This is a genomic window from Allosphingosinicella indica, from assembly GCF_900177405.1.
In the GTDB taxonomy this organism is placed as follows: Bacteria; Pseudomonadota; Alphaproteobacteria; order Sphingomonadales; family Sphingomonadaceae; genus Allosphingosinicella; species Allosphingosinicella indica.
The window spans coordinates 2612756-2632313 of sequence record NZ_LT840185.1 but is presented as its reverse complement, the minus strand read 5'-3'; the positions used below and the strand labels follow the sequence as shown (position 1 = coordinate 2632313).

Here is a 19558-nt window from a genome sequence, read left to right as displayed (position 1 = left end):
TCCGTGCCGAAAGGTCGTTCAATGCAAGTCGGGCGCGGGAGAAGCAGCAGAATGACAGTCGCGAGGATTGGCCGACGATGACGGCAGAGGCGGAAGCGAGGGCGTCCGGTCCCGGTCAGACGCTCGGCCTTCGCCACGTGATCGTGCTCACCGTCGGCATAGTCATCGGCGCCGGCATCTTCCGCACCCCGTCGCTCGTCGCCGCCAATGCCGGGAGCGAGACGGTTTTCCTCCTCACCTGGTTCGTCGGGGGATTGCTCTCTATCGTCGGCGCGCTCGTCTATGCCGAGCTGGCCTCGACCTATCCCAGCGCCGGCGGTGACTATCATTTCCTCACCCGCGCCTTCGGGCGGCGGCTAAGCTTCCTCTACGCCTGGGCGCGGCTGTCGGTGATCCAGACCGGCTCGATCGCTTTGCTCGCCTTCGTTTTCGGCGATTATATCGCGGCGGTGCTGCCGATCGGGCCGATGGGGCCGGCGTTCTATGCCGCCGGCGCCGTCATCGCCTTCACCCTCATCAACTGGCTCCACGTCCATCGCGGGATGGGCAGCCAGATGTGGCTGACCGCGATGGAGGTCGGCGGGCTGCTGCTCATCATCGGCGCCGGCCTGCTGTTCGCGCCGGAGGGCACCAGGCTGCCGCCGCCGTCGGGCGAGGCGCAGGTCGGGCTGGTCCTCGTTTTCGTGCTGCTCACCTTCGGCGGCTGGAGCGAAGCGGCCTATGTGTCGGCGGAGCTGCGCGGTCCAAAGCGACGGATCGCCTGGGCGCTGGTCGGCGGGCTGACGCTGGTGACGGTGCTCTATCTGCTGGTCAATTATGCCTATCTCCGCGTGCTCGGCCTCGACGGCATCGCTGGATCGGAAGCCGTGGCGTCAGACATGATGAATGCGACGCTGGGGCCCACGGGCGCGGTGGTCATCAGCCTGATGGTCGCGATCGCCGCGCTCACCTCGCTCAACGCCAGCGCAATCACCGGCGCGCGCACCAGCTACGCGATGGGACGCAATTTCCCGCAGCTCGCCTGGCTCGGCAAATGGGACGAGGCGCATGGCACGCCGCGCAACGCGCTGGTGGCGCAGGCGGTGATCGCGCTGGCACTTGTCATCGCCGGTGCCTTCACCCGCGACGGTTTCCAGCATGCGGTCGAATATACCGCGCCGGTGTTCTGGCTGTTCCTGCTTCTCGTCGGTGTTTCGCTGTTCGTGCTCCGCGCGCGCGATCCGGGCGCCGAGCGGCCGTTCCGCGTGCCGCTCTACCCGATGTTGCCCGCGCTCTTCTGCCTCACCAGCGCCTATCTCCTCTATTCCAGCCTCGCCTACACCGGCGCGAGCGCGCTGTTCGGCGTCGCCGTGCTCGGTGTCGGTGCGCTGCTGCTTCTGTTTCTCGAAGTTCCGAACGAAGAGGAGGTGACGGCATGAAGTTCATGGTCCTGGCGGTGGCAGGTGCCGCCGCGCTCGCGTCCGCGGCGGCGATCCATTCGCAGAACACCGCGGAGCCGCAGCTCGAAGCCGCGCGGCCCGACGTTATCTACGTGCCGACGCCGCAGCCGGTCGTCGATGCGATGCTCAAGATGGCGAAGGTCAAGAAGGGCGACGTGCTCTACGATCTTGGCTCGGGCGACGGCCGCATCCCGATCACCGCCGCCAAACAGTTCGGCGTGCGTGGCACCGGCATCGACATCGATCCCGAGCGGATCAAGGAAGCCAATGCCAATGCCAAAGCGGCGGGCGTCACCAATCTGGTCACCTTCAGGCAGGCGGACCTCTTCAAATCCGACTTCAGCGAAGCGACCGTGGTGACGCTCTATCTGCTCGACAGCCTCAACGAGAAGCTGCGGCCCAAGTTGCTCGCCGAATTGAAGCCCGGTACGCGCATCGTCAGCCACGCCTTCCGCATGGGCGACTGGGAGCCGGAAGCAGAGCAGGAGATCGACGGGTCGCGAATCTATTTCTGGACGGTCCCCGCGCGCAAATGATCCGCCTGCTGCTTGGCTAGCTCTGTTTCGAAGCGGCGGCTGGAAGCATCGAGGAAGGCGCTGCAGCCTTCCGGATCGAGAAACGGGTTCGGCGTCGCGCCGGCCCGGCCCCGTTTTTCGTCCATGTTGAAATAGGAGCCGTGCGAACCGAGAAAGATGTCGCAGGGCAGTGCCTTCAGCTTCGCGAAGCTGGCGCGGAAATCGGCCACGATGTTGGGATAGGCGGGGTTGCCGATCAAACGGTAGCCCGGCGCGGAGGTGCCGCAGATGAAGAGCGCGGTCTTCGTCGCGCCGTCTACCTTCAGCGGCATCGTCCACGTCGTGCAGCCCTTGGTATGACCCGGAGTGATGTGGGCGGTCAGCGTCGCGGTGCCGATCGTCACGCGGTGGGCGTCCTTCACGATCCCGTCGACACGCGCGACAGGGTAGGGGACGGCGTCGCCGAAAGCGAAGTCGCGCTTGCCGCCGCGCTTCATCAACGCCGCATCGGGCGCGCTCAGTAGCAGCTTGGCGCCGGTCGCCTTCTGGATCGCGGCAAGGCCACCGGCATGGTCGAAATGCGCCTGGCTGTTGAGCAGGATGCGCACGCGCTTGGGATCGAAGCCCAGCGTGCGGATATTCTCGATCACGCGCGGCGCGAAATCCGGCACACCCGCGTCCAGCAGGACCAGCCCGTCCTTGCCGCCGTCGATCAGAAAGGCCGCAATGTCGCGCGAACCGACATGATAGAGCCCGTCGGCGATCTTGAACGGCGCGATCGGCTCGCTCCATTTGGGATCGTTCGCCGCGGCGGGCGCGGCCGTGGCAAGTAGAAGCGATACGAGAATGCTCAGTCGGCGCATGACAGTTCTCCCGAAGACAGGGTCTGATTTCTGCCGAAAACTGCCTTTGGTGGCGCCGCGGGGCAAACGATGATAGCTCGGCGCTGTGTTTAGAAAAACTAACGGGTGTGCATGATCCGCCCCAATCTTCCGCTCAACGCCCTGCGTGCTTTCGAGGCGGCGGGGCGGCATCTGAGTTTCACCAATGCGGCGATCGAGCTGTGCGTGACGCCCGCCGCGCTCAGCCACCAGGTGAAGGCGCTGGAGGAGCGGCTTGGCGCGCTCCTGTTCCGCCGCCTGCCGCGTGGGCTGGCGCTTACCGACGAGGGGAGGGCGCTGATGCCCGCGCTCACCGAAAGCTTCGATCGCATCGCCGACATGCTCGGCCGGTTTCGCGGCGGTGCGGTGCGCGAAGTGCTAAGCGTCGGCGTGGTCGGCACTTTCGCGGTCGGCTGGCTGATGCCGCGGATCGCGCGCTTCCAGGAGGCGCATCCGTTCATCGACCTCCGGCTGCTCACCAACAACAACCGCGTCGATATCGCCGCCGAGGGCCTCGATTACGCCATCCGCTTCGGCGACGGCGCCTGGCACGGCACGGACGCGGTGCGGCTGTTCGAGCCCTCCTTCACCCCACTATGCAGCCCGGCGACCGCCCAGCGCCTGCGACAGCCGCAGGACCTGGCGCGCGAAATATTGCTGCGCTCCTACCGCGCCGACGACTGGCCGGACTGGTTCCGCGTCGCCGGGCTCCAGCCGCCGCCGCTGACCGGCCCGGTGTTCGATTCCTCGCGGCTGATGGTCGAAGCGGCGATGCAGGGGGCAGGGGTCGCGCTCGCGCCGCCGCGGCTGTTCGAGCGCGAGCTGGCCGACGGCCGGATCGTCCAGCCATTCGCGGCGGCGGTCGCGACCGGCGCCTATTGGCTGACGCGCCTCAAGTCGCGCGAGCCGAGCGCGGCGATGAAATCATTCTCGGATTGGATGGCGGCCGAGGCTGCCTAGACGTCGGGCAAAACCTGGTCGGCGACACCCCAGCCTTGCAGCGTCCGGCTCGACGCACGTTCGAGCAATGTCTCCGCATCCTTCACCGAAAACGCGTTGCCGCCCTCGAAATCGGCAAGCTCGTCCCAGGCGATCGGCGCGGCGATCGGCGCGCCTTCGCGGGCGCGGGCGGAGTAGGGGAGGATCGCGGTCGATCCGCGCTGGTTGCGCAGCCAGTCGAGGAAGATGCGCCCTTTGCGCTTGGCCTTGGACATGGTCGCGGTGAAGCGATCCGGCTCCGCCTCGGCAAGCGCGAGCGCGAAGCGCTGGGCGAAGTCCTTGACCGCCGGCCACTTCGCCTCCGGCGTCAGCGGCGCGATCACGTGGAGGCCCTTGCCGCCGGTCAGCATCGCGAAGGTCTGGAGGCCGATGTCGTCGAGGTACCGGCGAAGGTCCGTCGCCGCCTTCTTCACCGCATCGAAGCCAAGCCCCTCGTCGGGATCGAGATCGAACACCAGCCGGTCGGGCATCTCGACTGCTTCGACGCGCGATCCCCAGCCATGAAACTCGATCGACCCCATCTGCACGCAGGCGAGAATGCCGGGCACGTCCTCGACATAGAGATAATCCTCCTTGCCGCCGTCCTTCTCGCGGATCGGCACGGCATGGACGTGCGGGCCGAAGCTTCCCGCGTCGTGCTTCTGGAAGAAGCAATGTTTCGCGCGACCCTGCGGACAGCGGACCAGGCTCACCGGCCGGTGCGAGAGCGTGGGGAGCATCAGCGTCCCGACCGCACGATAATAATCGGCGAGGGCGCCCTTGGTGATCTTCGCATCGGGGAATATGACGCGATCGGGGTTGCTGATGCGCACGTCGTCCTTGTCCGCCGCGGGGAGAGCGGCGGGCTTCTCGACCGTTACCGCATCCGCCTTCTTGTCGCTTCTGAGCCCCAGGAAGCTCGCGTGGCGCACGACATTTTCCGCGGTGAACTCGGCGAAGGCGATTTCAGCGACCAGGCTCGGCGTCACCCAGCGTGCGCCGCGAGCCTCGGCGCGGGGAACCTCCGCCGGCGCGGTCTTACGGCCGAGCTTGTCGAACTTCGCCATCAGCTCGGTCATCACTGCCTGAGAGAAGCCGGTGCCGACCTTGCCCGCATAGCGCAGCGTCTTGCCCTCGCGCACGCCGAGCAGCAGGTTGCGCAGCGCGCGCCCCGCTTTGTCGCTCGGCGTCCAGCCCATAACGACGAACTCCTGCCGCCGCGTGCATTTGACCTTGAGCCAGCTCTTCGTGCGCGCGCCGCGATAGGGCGCGTCGGCCTTCTTGGAGACGATGCCTTCGCCGCCGGCTTCGCACATCGCGTCGAACAGCTTCTCGCCCGCGCCTACGACATGCTCGGCATAGAGGATCGCGGGTGGCTTGCCCTCGCCGATCAGCGACGCGAGCCGCGCCTTGCGCTCGATATTGGGGAGCTTGGTGAGGTCTTTGCCGTCGATTGCCAGTGCGTCGAACAGGAAGAGGGTGAGGCCGCGCCCGCCCTCGCTTATCGCCTGCTGGAGTGCAGAGAAACTGGTGACGCCGCGATCGTCGAGGCTGACGATCTCGCCGTCGAGCAACGCCGAGCCGACCTCCAGCTCAGCGGCGGCCTCCGCGATCTCGGGGAACTTGTCCGTCCAGTCGAGCCCGGAGCGTGTGAAGATCTTCGCCCGCCGGCCGCCGATCGAGAGCAGGCAGCGATAGCCGTCATATTTCATCTCGTGCAGCCACGCCGATCCGCCCGGCACCGCATCGACGAGGGTCGCGAGTTGCAGTTTTCGAAAGGCGGGGGGCTTAAATCCTCCCCGGGACGGGGAGGGGGACCGCGCGCCCTTGGCGCGTGGTGGAGGGGGGCTGGAGCGAGACGCAGCCCCCCCTCCACCATGCTTCGCATGGTCCCCCTCCCCGTTCCGAGGAGGATCTTTTCCCTTCGCAATCTCGTCCATCGTCCGTCCGGTCGATACGGAGGTCAGATACGTCCCCGTCAGCCCATCGGGCGCCCCGGCATGTTCATCCTCGACCTTCCTTAGCAACCAATTGTCGCGCTTCTCGCCCGGGCGGCGCTTCATGCGGACGAGCAGCCACTCGCCCTTCATCCGCTCGCCGTCGAGCGTGAAGTGGAGATGGCCTTCGTCCAGGTCGTCGGCGCCCTTGCCCGCGATCGGCGCCCAGGTGCCGCGATCCCACAGCATCACCGTGCCGCCGCCATATTCGCCCTTGGGAATCGTGCCCTCGAAGGTCGCGTAGCTCAGCGGATGATCCTCGGTCTCGACCGCGAGCCTTTTGTCGGCGGGGTCTAGGCTCGGCCCGCGCGTCACCGCCCAGCTCTTGAGCACGCCGTCCTTTTCGAGCCGCAGATCATAATGCAACCGCGTCGCATCATGCTTCTGCACCATGAAGCTGTTACCGGGCTTGCGAGCGCGTTTGCCGGAAGGCTCCTTCGTCTTCGCAAAATCACGCTTGCGATTGTAGGTTTCGAGCGGGTCGGGCTTCTTGGCCATTATATCCCTCGCTAGTCCCGAGCGTAGTCGAGGGGCGTATCTGATGCGGCCGTGCTGGCGCCCCTCGACTTCGCTCGGGACGAGCGGAAAGCGTCAGCCATTGGCCGCTTTCTTGCGCGCCGGTGCCTTGGCGGTCTTCTTCGCCGGGGCCTTCTTCGCAGAGGCTTTCTTCGCCGCGCCCGGCTTCTCGACCGATTTCTTCAGCGCGGCCATCAGGTCGATCACGTTTGATCCGCGTGATGGCATCGGCGCCTCGTCGTCGGTCTCGATCTTGCGGCCCTTCGATTTGCGCTCGATCAGATCCTTCAGCGCATCGACATAGCGGTCGTGGAACTTGGACGGATCGAACTTCGCGGTTTTCTTGTCGATCAGCGTCTCGGCCAGCTCGAGCAGTTCGGCGTCGGGCTTCACGTCGCCGATGTCGCGGAAATAGCCCTGCGCCTTGTTGACCTCGTCGGCATAACGCAGCGTCTCCAGCAAGATGCCGCGGCCGCAGGGTTTGAGGCTGACGATATATTCGCGCCCCCGCATCGCGAGCTGCCCCAGCGCCACCTTCTTTGTATGCCGCAGCGCCTCGCGCAGCACCACGAAGGCCTCCTCGGCCAGATCGTCGGCGGGGACGACATAATAAGGCCGCTCGTAATAGAGCGGGTCGATCTCCTGGGAATCGACGAACTGGGTCAGCTCCAGCGTCTTCTTGCTCTCCAGCTTGACCGCTTCGATCTCCTCGTCTTCCAGCAGCACATATTTGCCCTTGGCGAGCGCGAAGCCCTTGACGATCTCGTCGGGATCGACCGCGCCGACGCCGGGCACCACCTTCTCATATTTGATGCGCTTGCCGGTGGGCTCGTGGATCTGGTTGAAGGCGATCGTCGCGCCGCTCTTGGTCGCGGAATAGATTTCGACCGGGATCGAGACCAGCGCGAGCCGGATCTGTCCCTTCCAATAAGGCCGTGCCGCCATCGCCATCGTCTCCGCAATCGTATCGCGGGCGATTCAATTGCTGGAGCGCACTAGGGTTCCACCGTCACTTAAGTGGCAGTCGGTGCCTGGCACACGCTTGCCGACATTGCCATTCCCGCCGTAGGAAGTTTGCAATGGGACGACGCGATTATAGCGAAGAGGCGCAGGCCTTATTCAAACGCTTCGCTGAGCGCCATGGTTTAATTTACATCGTCGAGACAGACGCGCCGATTGAGGTCTGCTGGACGTTTCCGGAGCAGCCGAAACTATCGATGGCCATGACTCTCGGTCTTCAAAACTGTGACGAACTCAATTTCGGAATTTCTGATTTCTGGTCGTATTTCTTTCCGTTCGAAAAGATAGCCGACGAGTTTGAGCGAATGCTTGATGCCTGGGTCGTCGGAGACGCGAGAGTGGCTGTGATGTACGGTCGAGGACGGTTGTTGCAAGTCAGAAAAGGCCAGCAGTGGAAAGCCATTTATGGAGCCAACGGCTGTCTATTTGCATTTCGTCGATGGCCTGGTAAATACGTTCAGAATGCCGGAACTTAAATGGAAGAGGCTGGTCTACGGAGAAAGCTGGTGCGGATAGGCACCTCTAATGTCCCGCCAATATTCCTCTTTGACGTCTGGATCGATCTCGACGGGCATTGTGCTGCCCTCGTAAAGCCGGTCGCAACCATCTTTGCGCGGACCTGAAATCCAATAATGGTCGCCCGTATCGACGTCGAAATAGTTCGCCTTGAACCCATTCCCGGCCAAATTCTGAAACGTGCGACCGTCGTAGTGAATTGATCGCCCGGATTTGGAGAACGTGACGCGACCGATCCGTGCCGGTCCGTTCAGGTCGACTTATCTTCAATGTACATTATGCGCGTTCGTCTGACTGGCATCACTAGCTCTCCGTCGACGTCATATACCCGATTCGGCAAGCTGCGCTAAACCGGTATCTCCGTCGTATATTTCACCTGACGGAGCGCGAAATTGCTGGCGGCGTTGGCAACGCTCGGGTGCGCCAGCACGCCGCGCATGATGAAGCGGTCGTAGTCGGCGACGTCCTTCACTGCGATCCGTAGCAGATAATCCCACTCGCCCGACATTGCATAGCATTCGACGATTTCGGCGCGCGACTGGATGAACTGCTCGAATTCGGCGCGGCTGGCGGTGGTCTGGCGGTTCATGCGCACCTGGCAGAGCACGTTGACCGAGCGGCCGAGCGCCTCGGGGTCGGCGAGGCGGACGGTCTTGCCGATCACCCCGGCTTGCTCCAAAGCCCTTATGCGGCGCCACACCGATGCGGAGGAGGCGCCGACCTTTTCCGCCAGCGCGGCATGGCTGAGGCCCGCATCGCGCTGCAGTTCGCGTAGCAGCCGTTTGTCGATCGCGTCGAGTTGACCGTCTTCCTTCATGTTGGACGGTTTAGCGAAACAAAGTTTGCAATTCTATACCGGGATCGCGGGCATTTGATACGCCTTCGCCCGACCAATGATCTAGGTTCGCCATCATCGCCAAGGGAGGTCTGATGACGCAAGAAGCCCACGCGGTGGAGGGGAAGACGTTGTTCGAGCGGCTGGAGGCGCAGCCCGCCGACGCGCTGCTCGCGCTCATTGCGCTCTCCCGCGCCGACACAAGGCCCGACAAGATCGACCTCGGCGTCGGCGTCTATCGCGATGCCGCCGGCAACACGCCGATCCTCCGCGCGGTCAAGGCCGCCGAGCGGGTGCTGATCGAAACGCAGGACACCAAGACCTATCTCGGCTCCGCGGGCGACGAGCGGTTCGTCGAGCTCATCAAGCCGATCGTCTTCGGCGCGCAGGCGGCACCCAACGATGCGATCGTCGGCGTGCAGACGCCGGGTGGCTGCGGCGCGCTGCGGCTGGGCGCGGAACTCATCCGCGTCGCGGGCGGCGGCGCGCGCATCTTCGTCGGCCAGCCGACCTGGCCCAACCATATGCCGCTCATCGGCAGCGCTGGCGTGCCGATCGTTCAGTATCCCTATTACGATCCCAGATCGCGCACCGTGCTGTTCGACGCGATGATGGATGCGCTGGAAGGCGCGAATGCAGGTGATGTCGTGCTGCTCCACGGCTGCTGCCACAACCCCACCGGCGCCGATCTCGATCTCAACCAGTGGCGCGCAGTCGCCGATCTCGTCTCGCGCCGTGGCCTCGTGCCGTTCGTCGATCTCGCCTATCAGGGCCTCGGCAACGGGCTGGAGGAGGATGCCGCGGGCACGCGGCTCGTCGTCGAGGCGGCCGATCAGGCGCTGGTCGCGCAAAGCTGCGACAAGAATTTCGGCCTCTACCGCGAGCGCACCGGCGCCCTGTTCGCCAAGGGGACAAGCGCCAAGAACGCCCAGATCATCCTCGGCAATCTGCTCGGCCTGGCGCGCACGAGCTGGTCGATGCCGCCCGATCACGGCGCGGCCGTGGTCCGCATCATCCTCGACACGCCCGAGCTCGCCGCCGACTGGCGCGCGGAGCTGCGCGAGATGCTGGCGCGTATCCGCGAGTTGCGGGCGCGCATCGCCGCCGCCGATCCGCGGCTCGCCTACATCGACGATCAGAACGGCATGTTCTCGATCCTGCCGCTGACGCCCGATCAGGTGCTGGAACTACGCGCCGCGCACGGCATCTATGTCGCGGGATCGGGCCGGTTCAACGTCGCCGGCCTGTCCGACGACAATGTCGATCGCTTCGCCGCCGCGGTGCTGTCCTTCCTGCCGGAGCCCGCCGATGCCTGAAGCGCTCGCCGCGAAAGCCCGCCCGGGCGGCAACGCGCCCGATCCGCGCTTCGATTGGCGCCGCGTCGCTTATCTCGTCCACGTCAGCCGCGCGCTCGACAAGCTGGAGGAGGAAAGGCTCGTTCCCGAGAAGAAGGTGCTCTACCAATTCTCGGCGCGCGGGCACGACATGGCGCAGATCATGCTGGGCTTGCAGCTCGATGCGAAGGGCGATGCGGTGTGCGGCTATTATCGCTCGCGCCCGCTGCTCCTCTCCTTGGGTGTGCCGCTGGAGGATGCGCTCGGCTCAGGCATGGGCCGCGCCGGCGGCTATTCGGACGGGCGCGACATCGGCGTCGTGTTCAATTTCCCCAATCCCGATGGCACCCCCGCGCTCCCGATGTGCGGCGGCGTCGGCGCGCAATATACGCCCACCGCGGGCTGGGCGCAGGCGATCACTTACTATCGCGATGTCCTGAAGGACCGCGCCTATCAGGATGCCATCGCGGTCGTGCTCGGCGGTGACGCATCGGTCGCCACCAACGGCTTCTGGGCGGCGCTGACCATCGCGACGACGCAGCGGCTGCCGATGCTCTTCTACGTCGAGGACAATCAATACGGCATCTCGGTGCCGTCGAGCTACCAGACGCCGGGCGGCAACATCGCGAAGAATCTCGCGAGCTTCGGCAATCTCGAAATCTTCTCGGGCGACGGCACCGAGCCTGCGGAAGCCGCGCGGCTCGCCGGGTTGGCGCTCGATCACGTCCGCTCTGGCAAGGGGCCGGCGATGCTCCGCCTCAGCGTACCACGGCTGCAAGGCCACAGTTTCCAGGACACGCAGACCTACAAGTCGGCCGATTTCGTCGACGAGGAGTGGGCGCGCGATCCGCTGCCCAAGCTCAAATCCTATCTCGTCGGGCCGCTGCTGTCCGACGAAGAGTGGGACGCCATCGCCGCCGAGGCCGACGCCGCCGTCGAGCAGGCGCGCGCGATTGCCGAGGGCAGGGGCGTCGCCGATCCCGAAACGGTCACCCGCCACGTCTTCTTCGAAGGCGAGATGCAGGTGCAGGGCGGCCAGTGGAGCAAGGGCTACACGCCGCCGGCCGCCACCGACGTGCCGCAGGGCGAGGGCCAGCGGATCAACATGGTCACAGCCATCCGCCGCACGCTCGATCACGAGCTGCAGATCAATCCGCGCGTCCTGCTGTTCGGCGAGGATATCGGCCCCAAGGGCGGCGTCCATGCGGTCACTCTGGGCCTCCAGGAAAAGCACGGCATCGAGCGCGTGTTCGACACCAGCCTTTCCGAAGAGGGCATCGTCGGCCGCGCGGTCGGCATGGCGCTCGCCGGGCTGATGCCGGTGCCCGAAATCCAGTTCCGCAAATATGCCGAGCCCGCGCTCGAGCAGATCAACGATTGCGGCACGATGCGCTGGCGCACCAACAACCGCTTCGCCGCGCCGATGGTGTTGCGCGTGCCAGGCGGCTTTTTTAAGTGCGGCGATCCCTGGCACAGCCAGACCAACGAAGTGCAGTTCGTCCACAATCCCGGCTGGCTGGTCGCGGTGCCGAGCAATGCCGAGGATGCGGTCGGCCTGCTCCGCGCTGGCCTGCGCGGCAACGATCCGGTGCTGTTCTTCGAACATCGCGCAATGCTCGACGATGTCTGGGCGCGCCGGCCTTATCCGGGCGACGATCACGTCCTGCCGTTCGGCAAGGCGAAGAAAACGCGCGAGGGCGATGATCTCACCATCGTCACCTGGGGCGCGATGGTGCCGCGCTGCGAGGCAGCGGCGGACGGGCGTTCCGCCGACGTGATCGATCTGCGCACTCTCATGCCGTGGGACCGCGACATGGTTCTGGACTCGGTGCGCCGCACGCGCCGCTGCCTGATCGTGCATGAAGATCTGCGCACCGGCGGCTTCGGCGCGGAGGTTGCCGCGGTCGTCGCCGACGAAGCGTTCCTCGATCTCGACGCGCCTGTCGCCCGCGTGACGATGCCCGACATCCCGAGCCCCCACAATCCGGTGCTGCTCGACTGGGCGGTGCCCAGCGTCGATCGCATCCGTGCCAAGATCGACGAACTGGTGTCCTTCTGATGATCGACGTCGTCGCGCCGATCGAGCAGGAGGGCACCAAGGCCGTCGTTCGCACCTGGCTCAAGCAGGTCGGCGACCGGGTGGAGATCAACGACCCGCTGGTCGAGCTGGAGACCGACAAGGTCGCCGTCGAAGTACCCGCGCCTGCCGCCGGTGTGCTGGCCGAAATTCTGCTCGACAGCGATGCAGAAGCGGCGCCGGGTGCGGTGCTAGGCCGGATCGACGACGCCTCAGGATCCGCTCGTCCCGAGCGTAGTCGAGGGGCGCCAGAACCGGCCTCCGAGACACGCCCCTCGACTTCGCTCGGGACGAGCGAAGACGTGCGGTCGATGCGTCTCTCTCCTTCTGTGAAGCGCGCGCTGATCCAGCACGACATCGATCCCTCCGCGATCGACGGCACGGGGCGCGATGGCCGTATCACTCGCGCCGATGTCGATCGCGCGGTCGATCAGGCGACGCGTGTCCAGCCCGAGGGGCCGCGCACCACCGCGCAGCCGCAGGTCGCGCCGAGCGATTCCGGCATCGCCTCGCACAGCGTGCCGCATGATCGCATGCGGCTGCGCATCGCCGAGAATATGCTCAATTCGGTGACGCAGGCGCCACACGTCACCGCGATGTTCGAATGCGATTTCAGCGCGATCATCGCGCATCGCGAGGCCCACAAGGCGGCGCTCGAGAAGAAGGGCGTCAAGCTCACCTACACCGCCTATGTTGTCGCCGCGGCGGCGGAGGCGATGAAGGTCGCGCCCGCGATCAACAGCCGCTGGCACGACGACCGGCTCGAACTGTTCGGCGACATCAACATCGGCGTCGGCACCGCGCTCGGCGAAAAGGGGCTGATCGTTCCCGTTCTCCGCCAGGTGCAGCGGCTGTCGCTGAAGGGCATCGCCGCCGGGCTCGACGAGATGACACGCAAGGCGCGCGCCGAGAAGCTCAACTCGGCGGACGTGCGCGGCGGCACTTTCACCATCTCCAACCACGGCGTTTCGGGATCGCTGTTCGCCTCGCCGATCATCATCAACCAGCCGCAATCGGCGATCCTGGGTGTCGGCAAGCTCGAAAAACGCGTCGTGGTCCGCGAGGCGGGCGGGGTGGACACGATCCAGATCCGCCCGATGGCCTATGTCAGCCTCACTATCGACCATCGCGTGGTGGACGGGCACCAGACCAACCTCTGGCTCAGCCGCTTCGTCGAGCTGATCGAAGGCTGGCCGCGGGACGCCTGACACGAAAAAGGCCCCGGCGTTTCCGCCGAGGCCCTTCCCACGCAACGAACTGGATCAGAAGCGGAAGCTGCCGGTGAGCTGCACCGAGTGATAAGTAAAGCGGTCGCTGGTTCGCGCAAAGTCGGTGCCCGCAGCATTTACCGTGGTAAACGGCGTACCCGCCGCGCCGCCGGCGCGAACGCGATAATCGTCGTCCTTCAGGCTGGTGTAGAGATACTGGAGGCCGACCGAGAAGTTCGGGCTGAACTTCTGCTCGATGCCGCCGCCGAGCTTGTAGCCCCACGCATCGTCGTTTCCGGTGTCGGTGAAGGTGTTGGCCGTGTTGCTTGTCGTGAAGCGGTTGCGCACCTTGCCGTAGGCAAGGCCGCCGGTGCCGTAAAACAGCGTCTCGCCGGTGGCGAGGCCGGCACGCAGGCGCAGGCCCGCGGTGTCGCGCAGGCGGCGCTCGAAGCTGTAGAAGGCAGGGGTGGTGCTGTACGCGGTCACGCCGTCGCGGATGTTGGTCCGCGCATATTCGACGACGCCGCCGAGCACGAACTGATCCATCTGATAATCATAGCCGGCGTGCACGCCAAATTCGACGCGGTCACGGTCCTTGCGGCAACCGGCGGCGGGGGTGGAGCCACGCGCGACGCCGCCGCAGAAGCCCGGCGAGAAGGCGTTGGCGCCCGCAGCGTTGTTCACCTGATCGCCGAAGCTGCCGTCGAGGTTCGTGTCAAAGACGATCCGCTCGTTGCCGTCGCTCGGCTGGAAGGAATAGCCGATTTGGCCACCAACATAGCCGCCGGTCCAGTCGGCGGTCTGCGCGGCGGCGGGAGCGGCCGCGATGGCGGTCGTGGCGAGCGCGGCGAGAAGAAGAGATCGGTTCATGCGGTTCGTCCTGTCCAGTTTGATTGGAGCAGATACGTCCCGAACCGCCGATCGGTGCCGTATGGGACCGCGGAAATCCGCCAAATATGATGTGTTGGCGGGGTGCAGTTGCAGGAATGCAACACTGGCAGGCCGGCCAAATTCGCGCTTTTTGGCTATATTTCCAACGGCGTAGCGCGAAGCCGTTCCGGATACGACATGAGATAGGCCGAGTAAGGAAAACGCCCGGGCATCGGCCCGGGCGTCCATCCTTCATTCGTTATGTCAGCGGCACTTGTTGCTGATCACGTTGCGGTCCACGTGGCGGCCGAGCAGCGCGCCGAGTGCGGCGCCGAGCACGGTCCCGGTGGTGCGGTCGCGCCCGCCGTCGATCTCGCGGCCGAGCAGCGCACCGCCGGCGCCGCCGACAATCAGACCCGTGGTGCCGCTGCCCTTGCGGCAGGCATAGCGCCGGTCCTGGCCGCGATAGTCGCGGGCGTCGTAGCGGTGGGAATGCTCATAGCCCGTGCGATGGGCATAAGCGGCGGTGGGAACGGTAACGGCCGGAACCGTAAGGCTCAGGGCCGTCATGGCGAGAACAACCTTACGCATGACAAAACTCCTTCCGGTAAACTCGGCGGGGACCAGATACGCGTGTCACCCGCCGAGCACCCTTCTGGACGATTCGCCTTGAGCCGCTCCTGAATTGATTTGTTAGCCGCCGTTCAGAAAAGTCGGCGTTTTGCTGAACAGCGTTACGGTCGGTTCATCGTCAGCAACTCGTAGGTCGCGACCACCTCATCATTCTGGTTGAGGATGCGCACCGCCCAGCGGACCTCGCCCTTCTCCTCGTCGCGGACGCTCTTCGATTTGACGGTAAGCTCTACCCGCATCGCATCGCCCGGATAGAGCGGCGTCTGGAAGCGGAGGTTTTCGAGCCCGGTATTGGCGAGCACCGGGCCGGGCGCCGGCTCGACGAAAAGCCCCGCGGCAAACGACAGGATCAGATAGCCATGCGCGACGCGACCCTCGAAAATGGGGCTCGCCTTCGCCGCCTCGTCGTCCATGTGCGCATAGAAAGTGTCGCCGGTGAAGCGCGCGAAATGCTCGACATCCTCCAGCGTCACGGTTCGGCTCGCCGTCTTCAGCGTATAGCCGATGTCGAGCTCGGCGATCCGCTTGCGGAAGGGGTGAACGTCACCCTCGGGCGTGTCTGCGCCCGGCAGCCACTGGCCGATCACCTTGGACAGCATCTCGGGCGATCCCTGGAGTGCGGTGCGCTGCATGTAATGCGCGACGCCGCGGACGCCGCCCATCTCCTCGCCGCCGCCCGCGCGTCCGGGCCCGCCGTGGACGAGCACGGGAAGGGGGGAGCCGTGACCGGTCGATTCCTTCGCCGAAGTGCGGTCGAGGATCACCATGCGGCCATGATAGGCGCCCGCGCCGAGCACGAAATCGCGCGCCGTGTCGGTGTCGTAGGTGAACAGCGAGAGCGCGAGGCTGCCCATCCCGCGATTGGCAAGCGCGATCGCATCGTCGAGATCGCGATAGGGCATGATCGTCGATACCGGCCCGAACGCTTCCACGTCATGCACCGCGTCGGCGCCCCAGGGATCGTCGGAGCGGAGCAGGATCGGCGATATGAAAGCGCCATTGCCGGGCACCGGCGGCGTTTCGGGATCGCCGGAGACGATCCGCGCCGATTTGGCGAGCTCGGTCACGCGCGCGCGCACGTCCTTGAGCTGCGCCTGGCTGGCGAGCGCGCCCATCTGCACGCCCTCTTCGCGCGGATCGCCGATCCGCACCCTGGCGAGCCGTTCGGCGAGCGCGTCCTGCACCGCGTCGAGATGCTCGGCCGGCGCCATCGCGCGGCGGATCGCGGTGCACTTCTGCCCCGCCTTCACCGTCATCTCGCGCGCGACTTCCTTGACGAACAGATCGAACTCGGGTGTCCCCGGCGCCGCATCGGGGCCGAGGATCGAGGCGTTCAAACTATCGCGTTCGGCGATGAAGCGCACCGACTCTCGCGCGATCACCGGATGAGACTGCAGTTTCATCGCGGTCTGCGCGGATCCGGTGAAGCTTACCACATCCTGCAGCGTCAGATGATCCATCAGGTCGCCGGTCGATCCCATCACGAGCTGTAGCGCGCCCGGCGGCAAGATGTCGGCCTCGATCATGATGCGGAACGCCGCTTCGGTCAGATAGCCGGTCGACGACGCCGGCTTCACGATCGCCGGTACGCCCGCCAGCAGCGTCGGCCCGAGCTTTTCGAGCATCCCCCACACCGGGAAGTTGAACGCGTTGATGTGGACGGCGACGCCCTGCAGCGGTGTGAAGACGTGCTGGCCGACGAAGGTGCCGCCCTTCGACAGCGGCTCCATCGCGCCGTCGATCAGCACCTTGCCATTTGGCAGCTCGCGCCGGCCCTTGGACGAGAAGGAGAAGAGGGTGCCAGCGCCGCCCTCGATGTCGATCCAGCCGTCGGCGCGCGTCGCGCCGGTCGCGTAATTGAGTTCGTACAGCTCTTCCTTGCGCGCCATGATCGCATTGGCGAGCGCCTTCAGCATATGCGCGCGCTCGTGGAAGGTCAGCCGCCTGAGCGCCGGCCCGCCGACGTTGCGGGCATGATCGAGCATCGCCTTGAAATCGAGCCCGCTGCTGCCCGTCTGCGCGAACACTTCGCCGGTGATGGCGCTGTGCACATCGGCGAGGCTGCCGTCGCCCCCCACCCAGCGATCGGCGGCATAATTGAGGAGTTTCAGGGTCTTCATCGCATTATCCCTTTCGCGTCACTGCGAGGAGCGAAGCGACGAAGCAATCCATGGCACCAACGCCGGGCTGGATTGCCGCGCTTCGCTCGCAATGACGGCTTTGGTCACTTCCCGGCAAAATTCGGCTTCCGCTTTTCCATGAACGCGGCGACGCCTTCGCGATAATCCTCGCTGTAGCCCAGCGCCCGCATCGCATCGCGCTGGCGGTCGAGTTCGGCGTCGAGGCTCTGGTCCCAGCTCTCGCGGATCATCCGCTTGATCTCGCCCAGCCCGCGGGTCGGCCCGGCTGCGAACTTCGCCGCCAGCGCGTCCACCTCGGCGTCGAGCGCATCGTCGTCGACCGCCTTCCAGATCAGGCCCCATTCCGCCGCCGTCTCCGCGGGCAGCGGATCGCCGGTCAGCGCCAGCCCCAGCGCGCGCGCTTGGCCGACGAGCCGAGGCAGCACCCAGGTGCCGCCGCTGTCGGGGATCAGCCCGATCGCCGCGAACGACTGGATGAACTTCGCCGATTTCGCCGCGATCACGATGTCGCACGCGAGCGCGATATTGGCGCCTGCGCCCGCCGCGACGCCGTTGACCCGCGCGATCACCGGCATCGGCAGCGCGGTCAGCCGCCGGATCAGCGGATTGTAGCGCTGTTCCACCGACTCGCCGAGATCGACCGCCTCGCCGGGCGCCACCGCGCGATCGTTGAGATCCTGTCCCGCACAAAAGCCGCGCCCCGCGCCGGTGAGCACCAGCGCGCGCGCATCGTCGAGCCGGCCGAGCGCGTCGGCGACCTCCTCGTGCATCTGGACGGTGAAGCTGTTGAGCCGGTCGGGCCGGTTGAGCGTCAGCCGCGCGACGCCGCCCTCCAGCTTGAAGTCGATGGTTTCGTAGGCCATGCGCGTTCCAATGGACGCAGATCGGATCGCCGACAAGGTTGCGCGCGCCATGCTGGCGGCGGAGGGCACCGGCCCGGCGTGGGGCGTGACGATCGAGGAAGCGCGTGCTGGCTATGCGCGCATCGCCATGCGGCTGCGGCCCGACATGCTCAACGGCCACGGCATCGCGCACGGCGGGATGATCTTCGCGCTCGCCGACACTGCATTCGCTTATGCCTGCAACAGCCGCAACGTCCGCGCCGTCGCTGCCCAGGCGTCGGTGGTGTTTCTCGACGCGGCGCAGGACGGCGAGCTGCTTGTCGCCGAAGCGCGTGAGGCCGCGACGGCCGGCCGCTCCGGCGTCTATCAGGTGAGCGTCCGCGGCGAGGACGGCCGCGCCATCGCAGAGTTTCAGGGCTACAGCCGCACCCTCGGCGGCGCGGTGATCGAACCTTGATCGTCATTGCGAGGCGCGCAGCGACGAAGCAATCCAGGGCGCGCGAGGCTGGATTGCTTCGCTCCGCTCGCAATGACGTGAGGAACGAGACATGACCCAAGCCTTCATCTGCGATGCGATCCGCACGCCCATCGGGCGCTACGGTGGCGCCTTGTCCTCGGTCCGCGCCGACGATCTCGCCGCGCACCCCATTCGCGCGCTGATCGAATGTAACCCGGGCGTCGATTGGGGCCAGGTCGAAGACGTGATCTACGGCTGCGCCAATCAGGCGGGCGAGGACAATCGCAACGTCGCGCGGATGGCGGGTCTGCTCGCCGGCCTGCCCGACACCGCGGGCGGTGTCACGCTCAACCGCCTCTGCGGTTCCGGCCTCGACGCGGTCGCGATGGCGGCGCGCACGATCCGGGCGGGGGAGGGCGGCCTGCTCGTCGCCGGCGGCGTGGAGAGCATGAGCCGCGCGCCCTTCGTCGTCGCCAAGGCGACCTCGGCCTTCGATCGCAAGGCCGAGATGTACGACACCACTATCGGCTGGCGCTTCGTCAACAAGCTGATGAAGGCGCAATTCGGCGTCGATTCGATGCCCGAGACGGCCGAGAATGTTGCCGAGGAGTTTGGGGTCAGTCGCGAGGATCAGGACAGGTTCGCGGCGGAAAGCCAGCGCCGCGCCGCCGCGGCGCAGGCCAACGGTCGCCTCGCCGCCGAGATCGCGCCGGTCTCGATCCCGCAACGCAAGGGCGACGCCATTCTTGTCGATCGCGACGAGCATCCGCGCGAGACCAGCGCCGAGGCCTTGGGCAAATTGAAGCCGATCGTCCGCGAGGGCGGCACGATCACCGCGGGAAATGCGTCGGGCGTCAATGACGGTGCCGCGGCGCTGCTCATCGCATCGGAGGAGTCGGCGAAGGCCAACGGCCTTACCCCGCGCGCGCGCATTGTCGGTGCCGCCGTTGCCGGCGTGCCGCCGCGCATCATGGGCATCGGCCCCGCGCCGGCGAGCGAGAAGCTGCTCGCCCGGCTGGGCCTGTCGATCGCCGACATGGACGTCGTCGAACTGAACGAGGCCTTCGCCGCGCAGGGTCTCGCCGTCATGCGCCGCCTCGGCCTCGCCGACGATGCGCCGCACGTGAATCCCAACGGCGGCGCGATCGCGCTCGGCCACCCGCTCGGCATGTCCGGCGCCCGCCTCGCCCTCACCGCCACCCAGGAACTGCACCGCACCGGCGGTCGCTACGCGCTGTGCACGATGTGCATCGGCGTAGGGCAGGGGATCGCAATGGTGATAGAGCGCGTTTGACGAGC

17 protein-coding genes are annotated in these 19558 nt (G+C 66.1%); 9 read left to right on the top strand and 8 right to left on the bottom strand.

Going from position 1 to position 19558, the window contains the following annotated elements:
• The first annotated feature begins 77 nt into the window (after window positions 1–77).
• Together B9N75_RS13025 and B9N75_RS13020 are read left to right on the top strand one after the other, a co-directional pair.
• Window positions 78–1418, top strand: a complete 1341-nt coding sequence (locus B9N75_RS13025) for an APC family permease (protein WP_085219182.1) — start codon at window positions 78–80, stop codon at window positions 1416–1418.
• Window positions 1415–1975: an SAM-dependent methyltransferase gene (locus B9N75_RS13020; RefSeq protein WP_085219181.1), complete on the top strand. Its 561-nt coding sequence runs from the start codon at window positions 1415–1417 to the stop codon at window positions 1973–1975. Before B9N75_RS13025 ends, B9N75_RS13020 begins: the two co-directional genes overlap by 4 nt.
• Here the strand turns inward: B9N75_RS13020 and B9N75_RS13015 are convergent.
• Window positions 1945–2817 (bottom strand): subclass B3 metallo-beta-lactamase SIQ-1, encoded by an 873-nt coding sequence (locus B9N75_RS13015; protein ID WP_172840887.1) that lies wholly within the window; start codon window positions 2815–2817, stop codon window positions 1945–1947. The genes B9N75_RS13020 and B9N75_RS13015 overlap by 31 nt on opposite strands.
• 111 nt (window positions 2818–2928) lie before the next feature.
• On the opposite strand from B9N75_RS13015, the gene B9N75_RS13010 reads away from it, so the two are divergent.
• Window positions 2929–3795, top strand: a complete 867-nt coding sequence (locus tag B9N75_RS13010; RefSeq protein ID WP_085219179.1) for a LysR family transcriptional regulator — start codon at window positions 2929–2931, stop codon at window positions 3793–3795.
• Here B9N75_RS13010 and ligD read toward each other — a convergent pair.
• Window positions 3792–6308 carry a DNA ligase D gene (gene ligD, locus B9N75_RS13005; RefSeq protein ID WP_085219178.1) on the bottom strand — a complete coding sequence of 839 codons (2517 nt, stop codon included), beginning with the start codon at window positions 6306–6308 and terminating at the stop codon, window positions 3792–3794. The two genes, B9N75_RS13010 and ligD, sit on opposite strands and share 4 nt — an antisense overlap.
• Before the next feature lie 93 nt (window positions 6309–6401).
• Window positions 6402–7271, bottom strand: coding sequence for a non-homologous end joining protein Ku (gene ku, locus B9N75_RS13000; protein ID WP_085219689.1), 870 nt, complete (start codon window positions 7269–7271; stop codon window positions 6402–6404).
• 134 nt (window positions 7272–7405) lie between these two features.
• Between ku and B9N75_RS14140 the strand changes: the two genes are divergently transcribed.
• Window positions 7406–7822 (top strand): hypothetical protein, encoded by a 417-nt coding sequence (locus B9N75_RS14140; RefSeq protein ID WP_157123851.1) that lies wholly within the window; start codon window positions 7406–7408, stop codon window positions 7820–7822.
• 386 nt (window positions 7823–8208) lie between these two features.
• Here the strand turns inward: B9N75_RS14140 and B9N75_RS12990 are convergent, their stop codons facing one another.
• Complete coding sequence (locus tag B9N75_RS12990) at window positions 8209–8679, bottom strand: Lrp/AsnC family transcriptional regulator (protein ID WP_085219177.1); 471 nt, start codon at window positions 8677–8679, stop codon at window positions 8209–8211.
• A 113-nt stretch (window positions 8680–8792) separates the two neighbouring features.
• Between B9N75_RS12990 and B9N75_RS12985 the strand changes: the two genes are divergently transcribed.
• Genes B9N75_RS12985 through B9N75_RS12975 form a run of 3 tightly spaced genes read left to right on the top strand, consistent with a single transcriptional unit; the run spans window position 8793 to window position 13316 of the window.
• Window positions 8793–10013: an amino acid aminotransferase gene (locus B9N75_RS12985; RefSeq protein ID WP_197685116.1), complete on the top strand. Its 1221-nt coding sequence runs from the start codon at window positions 8793–8795 to the stop codon at window positions 10011–10013.
• Window positions 10006–12090, top strand: a complete 2085-nt coding sequence (locus B9N75_RS12980) for an alpha-ketoacid dehydrogenase subunit alpha/beta (RefSeq protein ID WP_085219176.1) — start codon at window positions 10006–10008, stop codon at window positions 12088–12090. The genes B9N75_RS12985 and B9N75_RS12980 overlap by 8 nt, the downstream gene beginning before the upstream one ends.
• Entirely contained in the window at window positions 12090–13316 is a 1227-nt protein-coding gene (locus B9N75_RS12975; protein ID WP_085219175.1) for a dihydrolipoamide acetyltransferase family protein, read from the top strand. The genes B9N75_RS12980 and B9N75_RS12975 overlap by 1 nt, the downstream gene beginning before the upstream one ends.
• Window positions 13317–13370: 54 nt before the next feature.
• Here the strand turns inward: B9N75_RS12975 and B9N75_RS12970 are convergent, their stop codons facing one another.
• The 4 genes from B9N75_RS12970 to paaG all read right to left on the bottom strand — a co-directional run bounded on the left by B9N75_RS12970 (window position 13371) and on the right by paaG (window position 17823).
• Window positions 13371–14186 (bottom strand): outer membrane protein, encoded by an 816-nt coding sequence (locus tag B9N75_RS12970; protein ID WP_085219174.1) that lies wholly within the window; start codon window positions 14184–14186, stop codon window positions 13371–13373.
• Between the two features lie 264 nt (window positions 14187–14450).
• Entirely contained in the window at window positions 14451–14777 is a 327-nt protein-coding gene (locus tag B9N75_RS12965) for a glycine zipper 2TM domain-containing protein (protein ID WP_085219173.1), read from the bottom strand.
• A 143-nt stretch (window positions 14778–14920) separates the two neighbouring features.
• On the bottom strand, window positions 14921–16939 hold the full coding sequence (gene paaZ / locus B9N75_RS12960) for a phenylacetic acid degradation bifunctional protein PaaZ (protein WP_085219172.1): 2019 nt from the start codon (window positions 16937–16939) through the stop codon (window positions 14921–14923).
• A 104-nt stretch (window positions 16940–17043) separates the two neighbouring features.
• Window positions 17044–17823: a 2-(1,2-epoxy-1,2-dihydrophenyl)acetyl-CoA isomerase PaaG gene (paaG, locus tag B9N75_RS12955; protein WP_085219171.1), complete on the bottom strand. Its 780-nt coding sequence runs from the start codon at window positions 17821–17823 to the stop codon at window positions 17044–17046.
• A 10-nt stretch (window positions 17824–17833) separates the two neighbouring features.
• Here paaG and paaI point away from each other — a divergent pair, with 10 nt between their 5' ends.
• Window positions 17834–18259 carry a hydroxyphenylacetyl-CoA thioesterase PaaI gene (gene paaI, locus B9N75_RS12950; RefSeq protein WP_085219170.1) on the top strand — a complete coding sequence of 142 codons (426 nt, stop codon included), beginning with the start codon at window positions 17834–17836 and terminating at the stop codon, window positions 18257–18259.
• A 91-nt stretch (window positions 18260–18350) separates the two neighbouring features.
• A complete protein-coding gene (gene pcaF / locus B9N75_RS12945; RefSeq protein ID WP_085219169.1) occupies window positions 18351–19553 on the top strand; it encodes a 3-oxoadipyl-CoA thiolase in 1203 nt (400 codons plus the stop codon).
• Window positions 19554–19558: the final 5 nt, after the last annotated feature.

Coding starts and splice junctions, on each gene's coding strand:
- ligD (WP_085219178.1), bottom strand. CDS start 6,308: ATGGCCAAGAAGCCCGACCCGCTCGAAACCTACAATCGCAAGCGTGAT.
- B9N75_RS13015 (WP_172840887.1), bottom strand. CDS start 2,817: ATGCGCCGACTGAGCATTCTCGTATCGCTTCTACTTGCCACGGCCGCG.
- B9N75_RS13020 (WP_085219181.1), top strand. CDS start 1,415: ATGAAGTTCATGGTCCTGGCGGTGGCAGGTGCCGCCGCGCTCGCGTCC.
- B9N75_RS13010 (WP_085219179.1), top strand. CDS start 2,929: ATGATCCGCCCCAATCTTCCGCTCAACGCCCTGCGTGCTTTCGAGGCG.
- pcaF (WP_085219169.1), top strand. CDS start 18,351: ATGACCCAAGCCTTCATCTGCGATGCGATCCGCACGCCCATCGGGCGC.
- B9N75_RS12965 (WP_085219173.1), bottom strand. CDS start 14,777: ATGCGTAAGGTTGTTCTCGCCATGACGGCCCTGAGCCTTACGGTTCCG.
- B9N75_RS12970 (WP_085219174.1), bottom strand. CDS start 14,186: ATGAACCGATCTCTTCTTCTCGCCGCGCTCGCCACGACCGCCATCGCG.
- B9N75_RS12980 (WP_085219176.1), top strand. CDS start 10,006: ATGCCTGAAGCGCTCGCCGCGAAAGCCCGCCCGGGCGGCAACGCGCCC.
- B9N75_RS12990 (WP_085219177.1), bottom strand. CDS start 8,679: ATGAAGGAAGACGGTCAACTCGACGCGATCGACAAACGGCTGCTACGC.
- paaG (WP_085219171.1), bottom strand. CDS start 17,823: ATGGCCTACGAAACCATCGACTTCAAGCTGGAGGGCGGCGTCGCGCGG.
- B9N75_RS13025 (WP_085219182.1), top strand. CDS start 78: ATGACGGCAGAGGCGGAAGCGAGGGCGTCCGGTCCCGGTCAGACGCTC.
- B9N75_RS12975 (WP_085219175.1), top strand. CDS start 12,090: ATGATCGACGTCGTCGCGCCGATCGAGCAGGAGGGCACCAAGGCCGTC.
- paaZ (WP_085219172.1), bottom strand. CDS start 16,939: ATGAAGACCCTGAAACTCCTCAATTATGCCGCCGATCGCTGGGTGGGG.
- ku (WP_085219689.1), bottom strand. CDS start 7,271: ATGGCGGCACGGCCTTATTGGAAGGGACAGATCCGGCTCGCGCTGGTC.
- B9N75_RS14140 (WP_157123851.1), top strand. CDS start 7,406: ATGGGACGACGCGATTATAGCGAAGAGGCGCAGGCCTTATTCAAACGC.
- B9N75_RS12985 (WP_197685116.1), top strand. CDS start 8,793: ATGACGCAAGAAGCCCACGCGGTGGAGGGGAAGACGTTGTTCGAGCGG.
- paaI (WP_085219170.1), top strand. CDS start 17,834: ATGGACGCAGATCGGATCGCCGACAAGGTTGCGCGCGCCATGCTGGCG.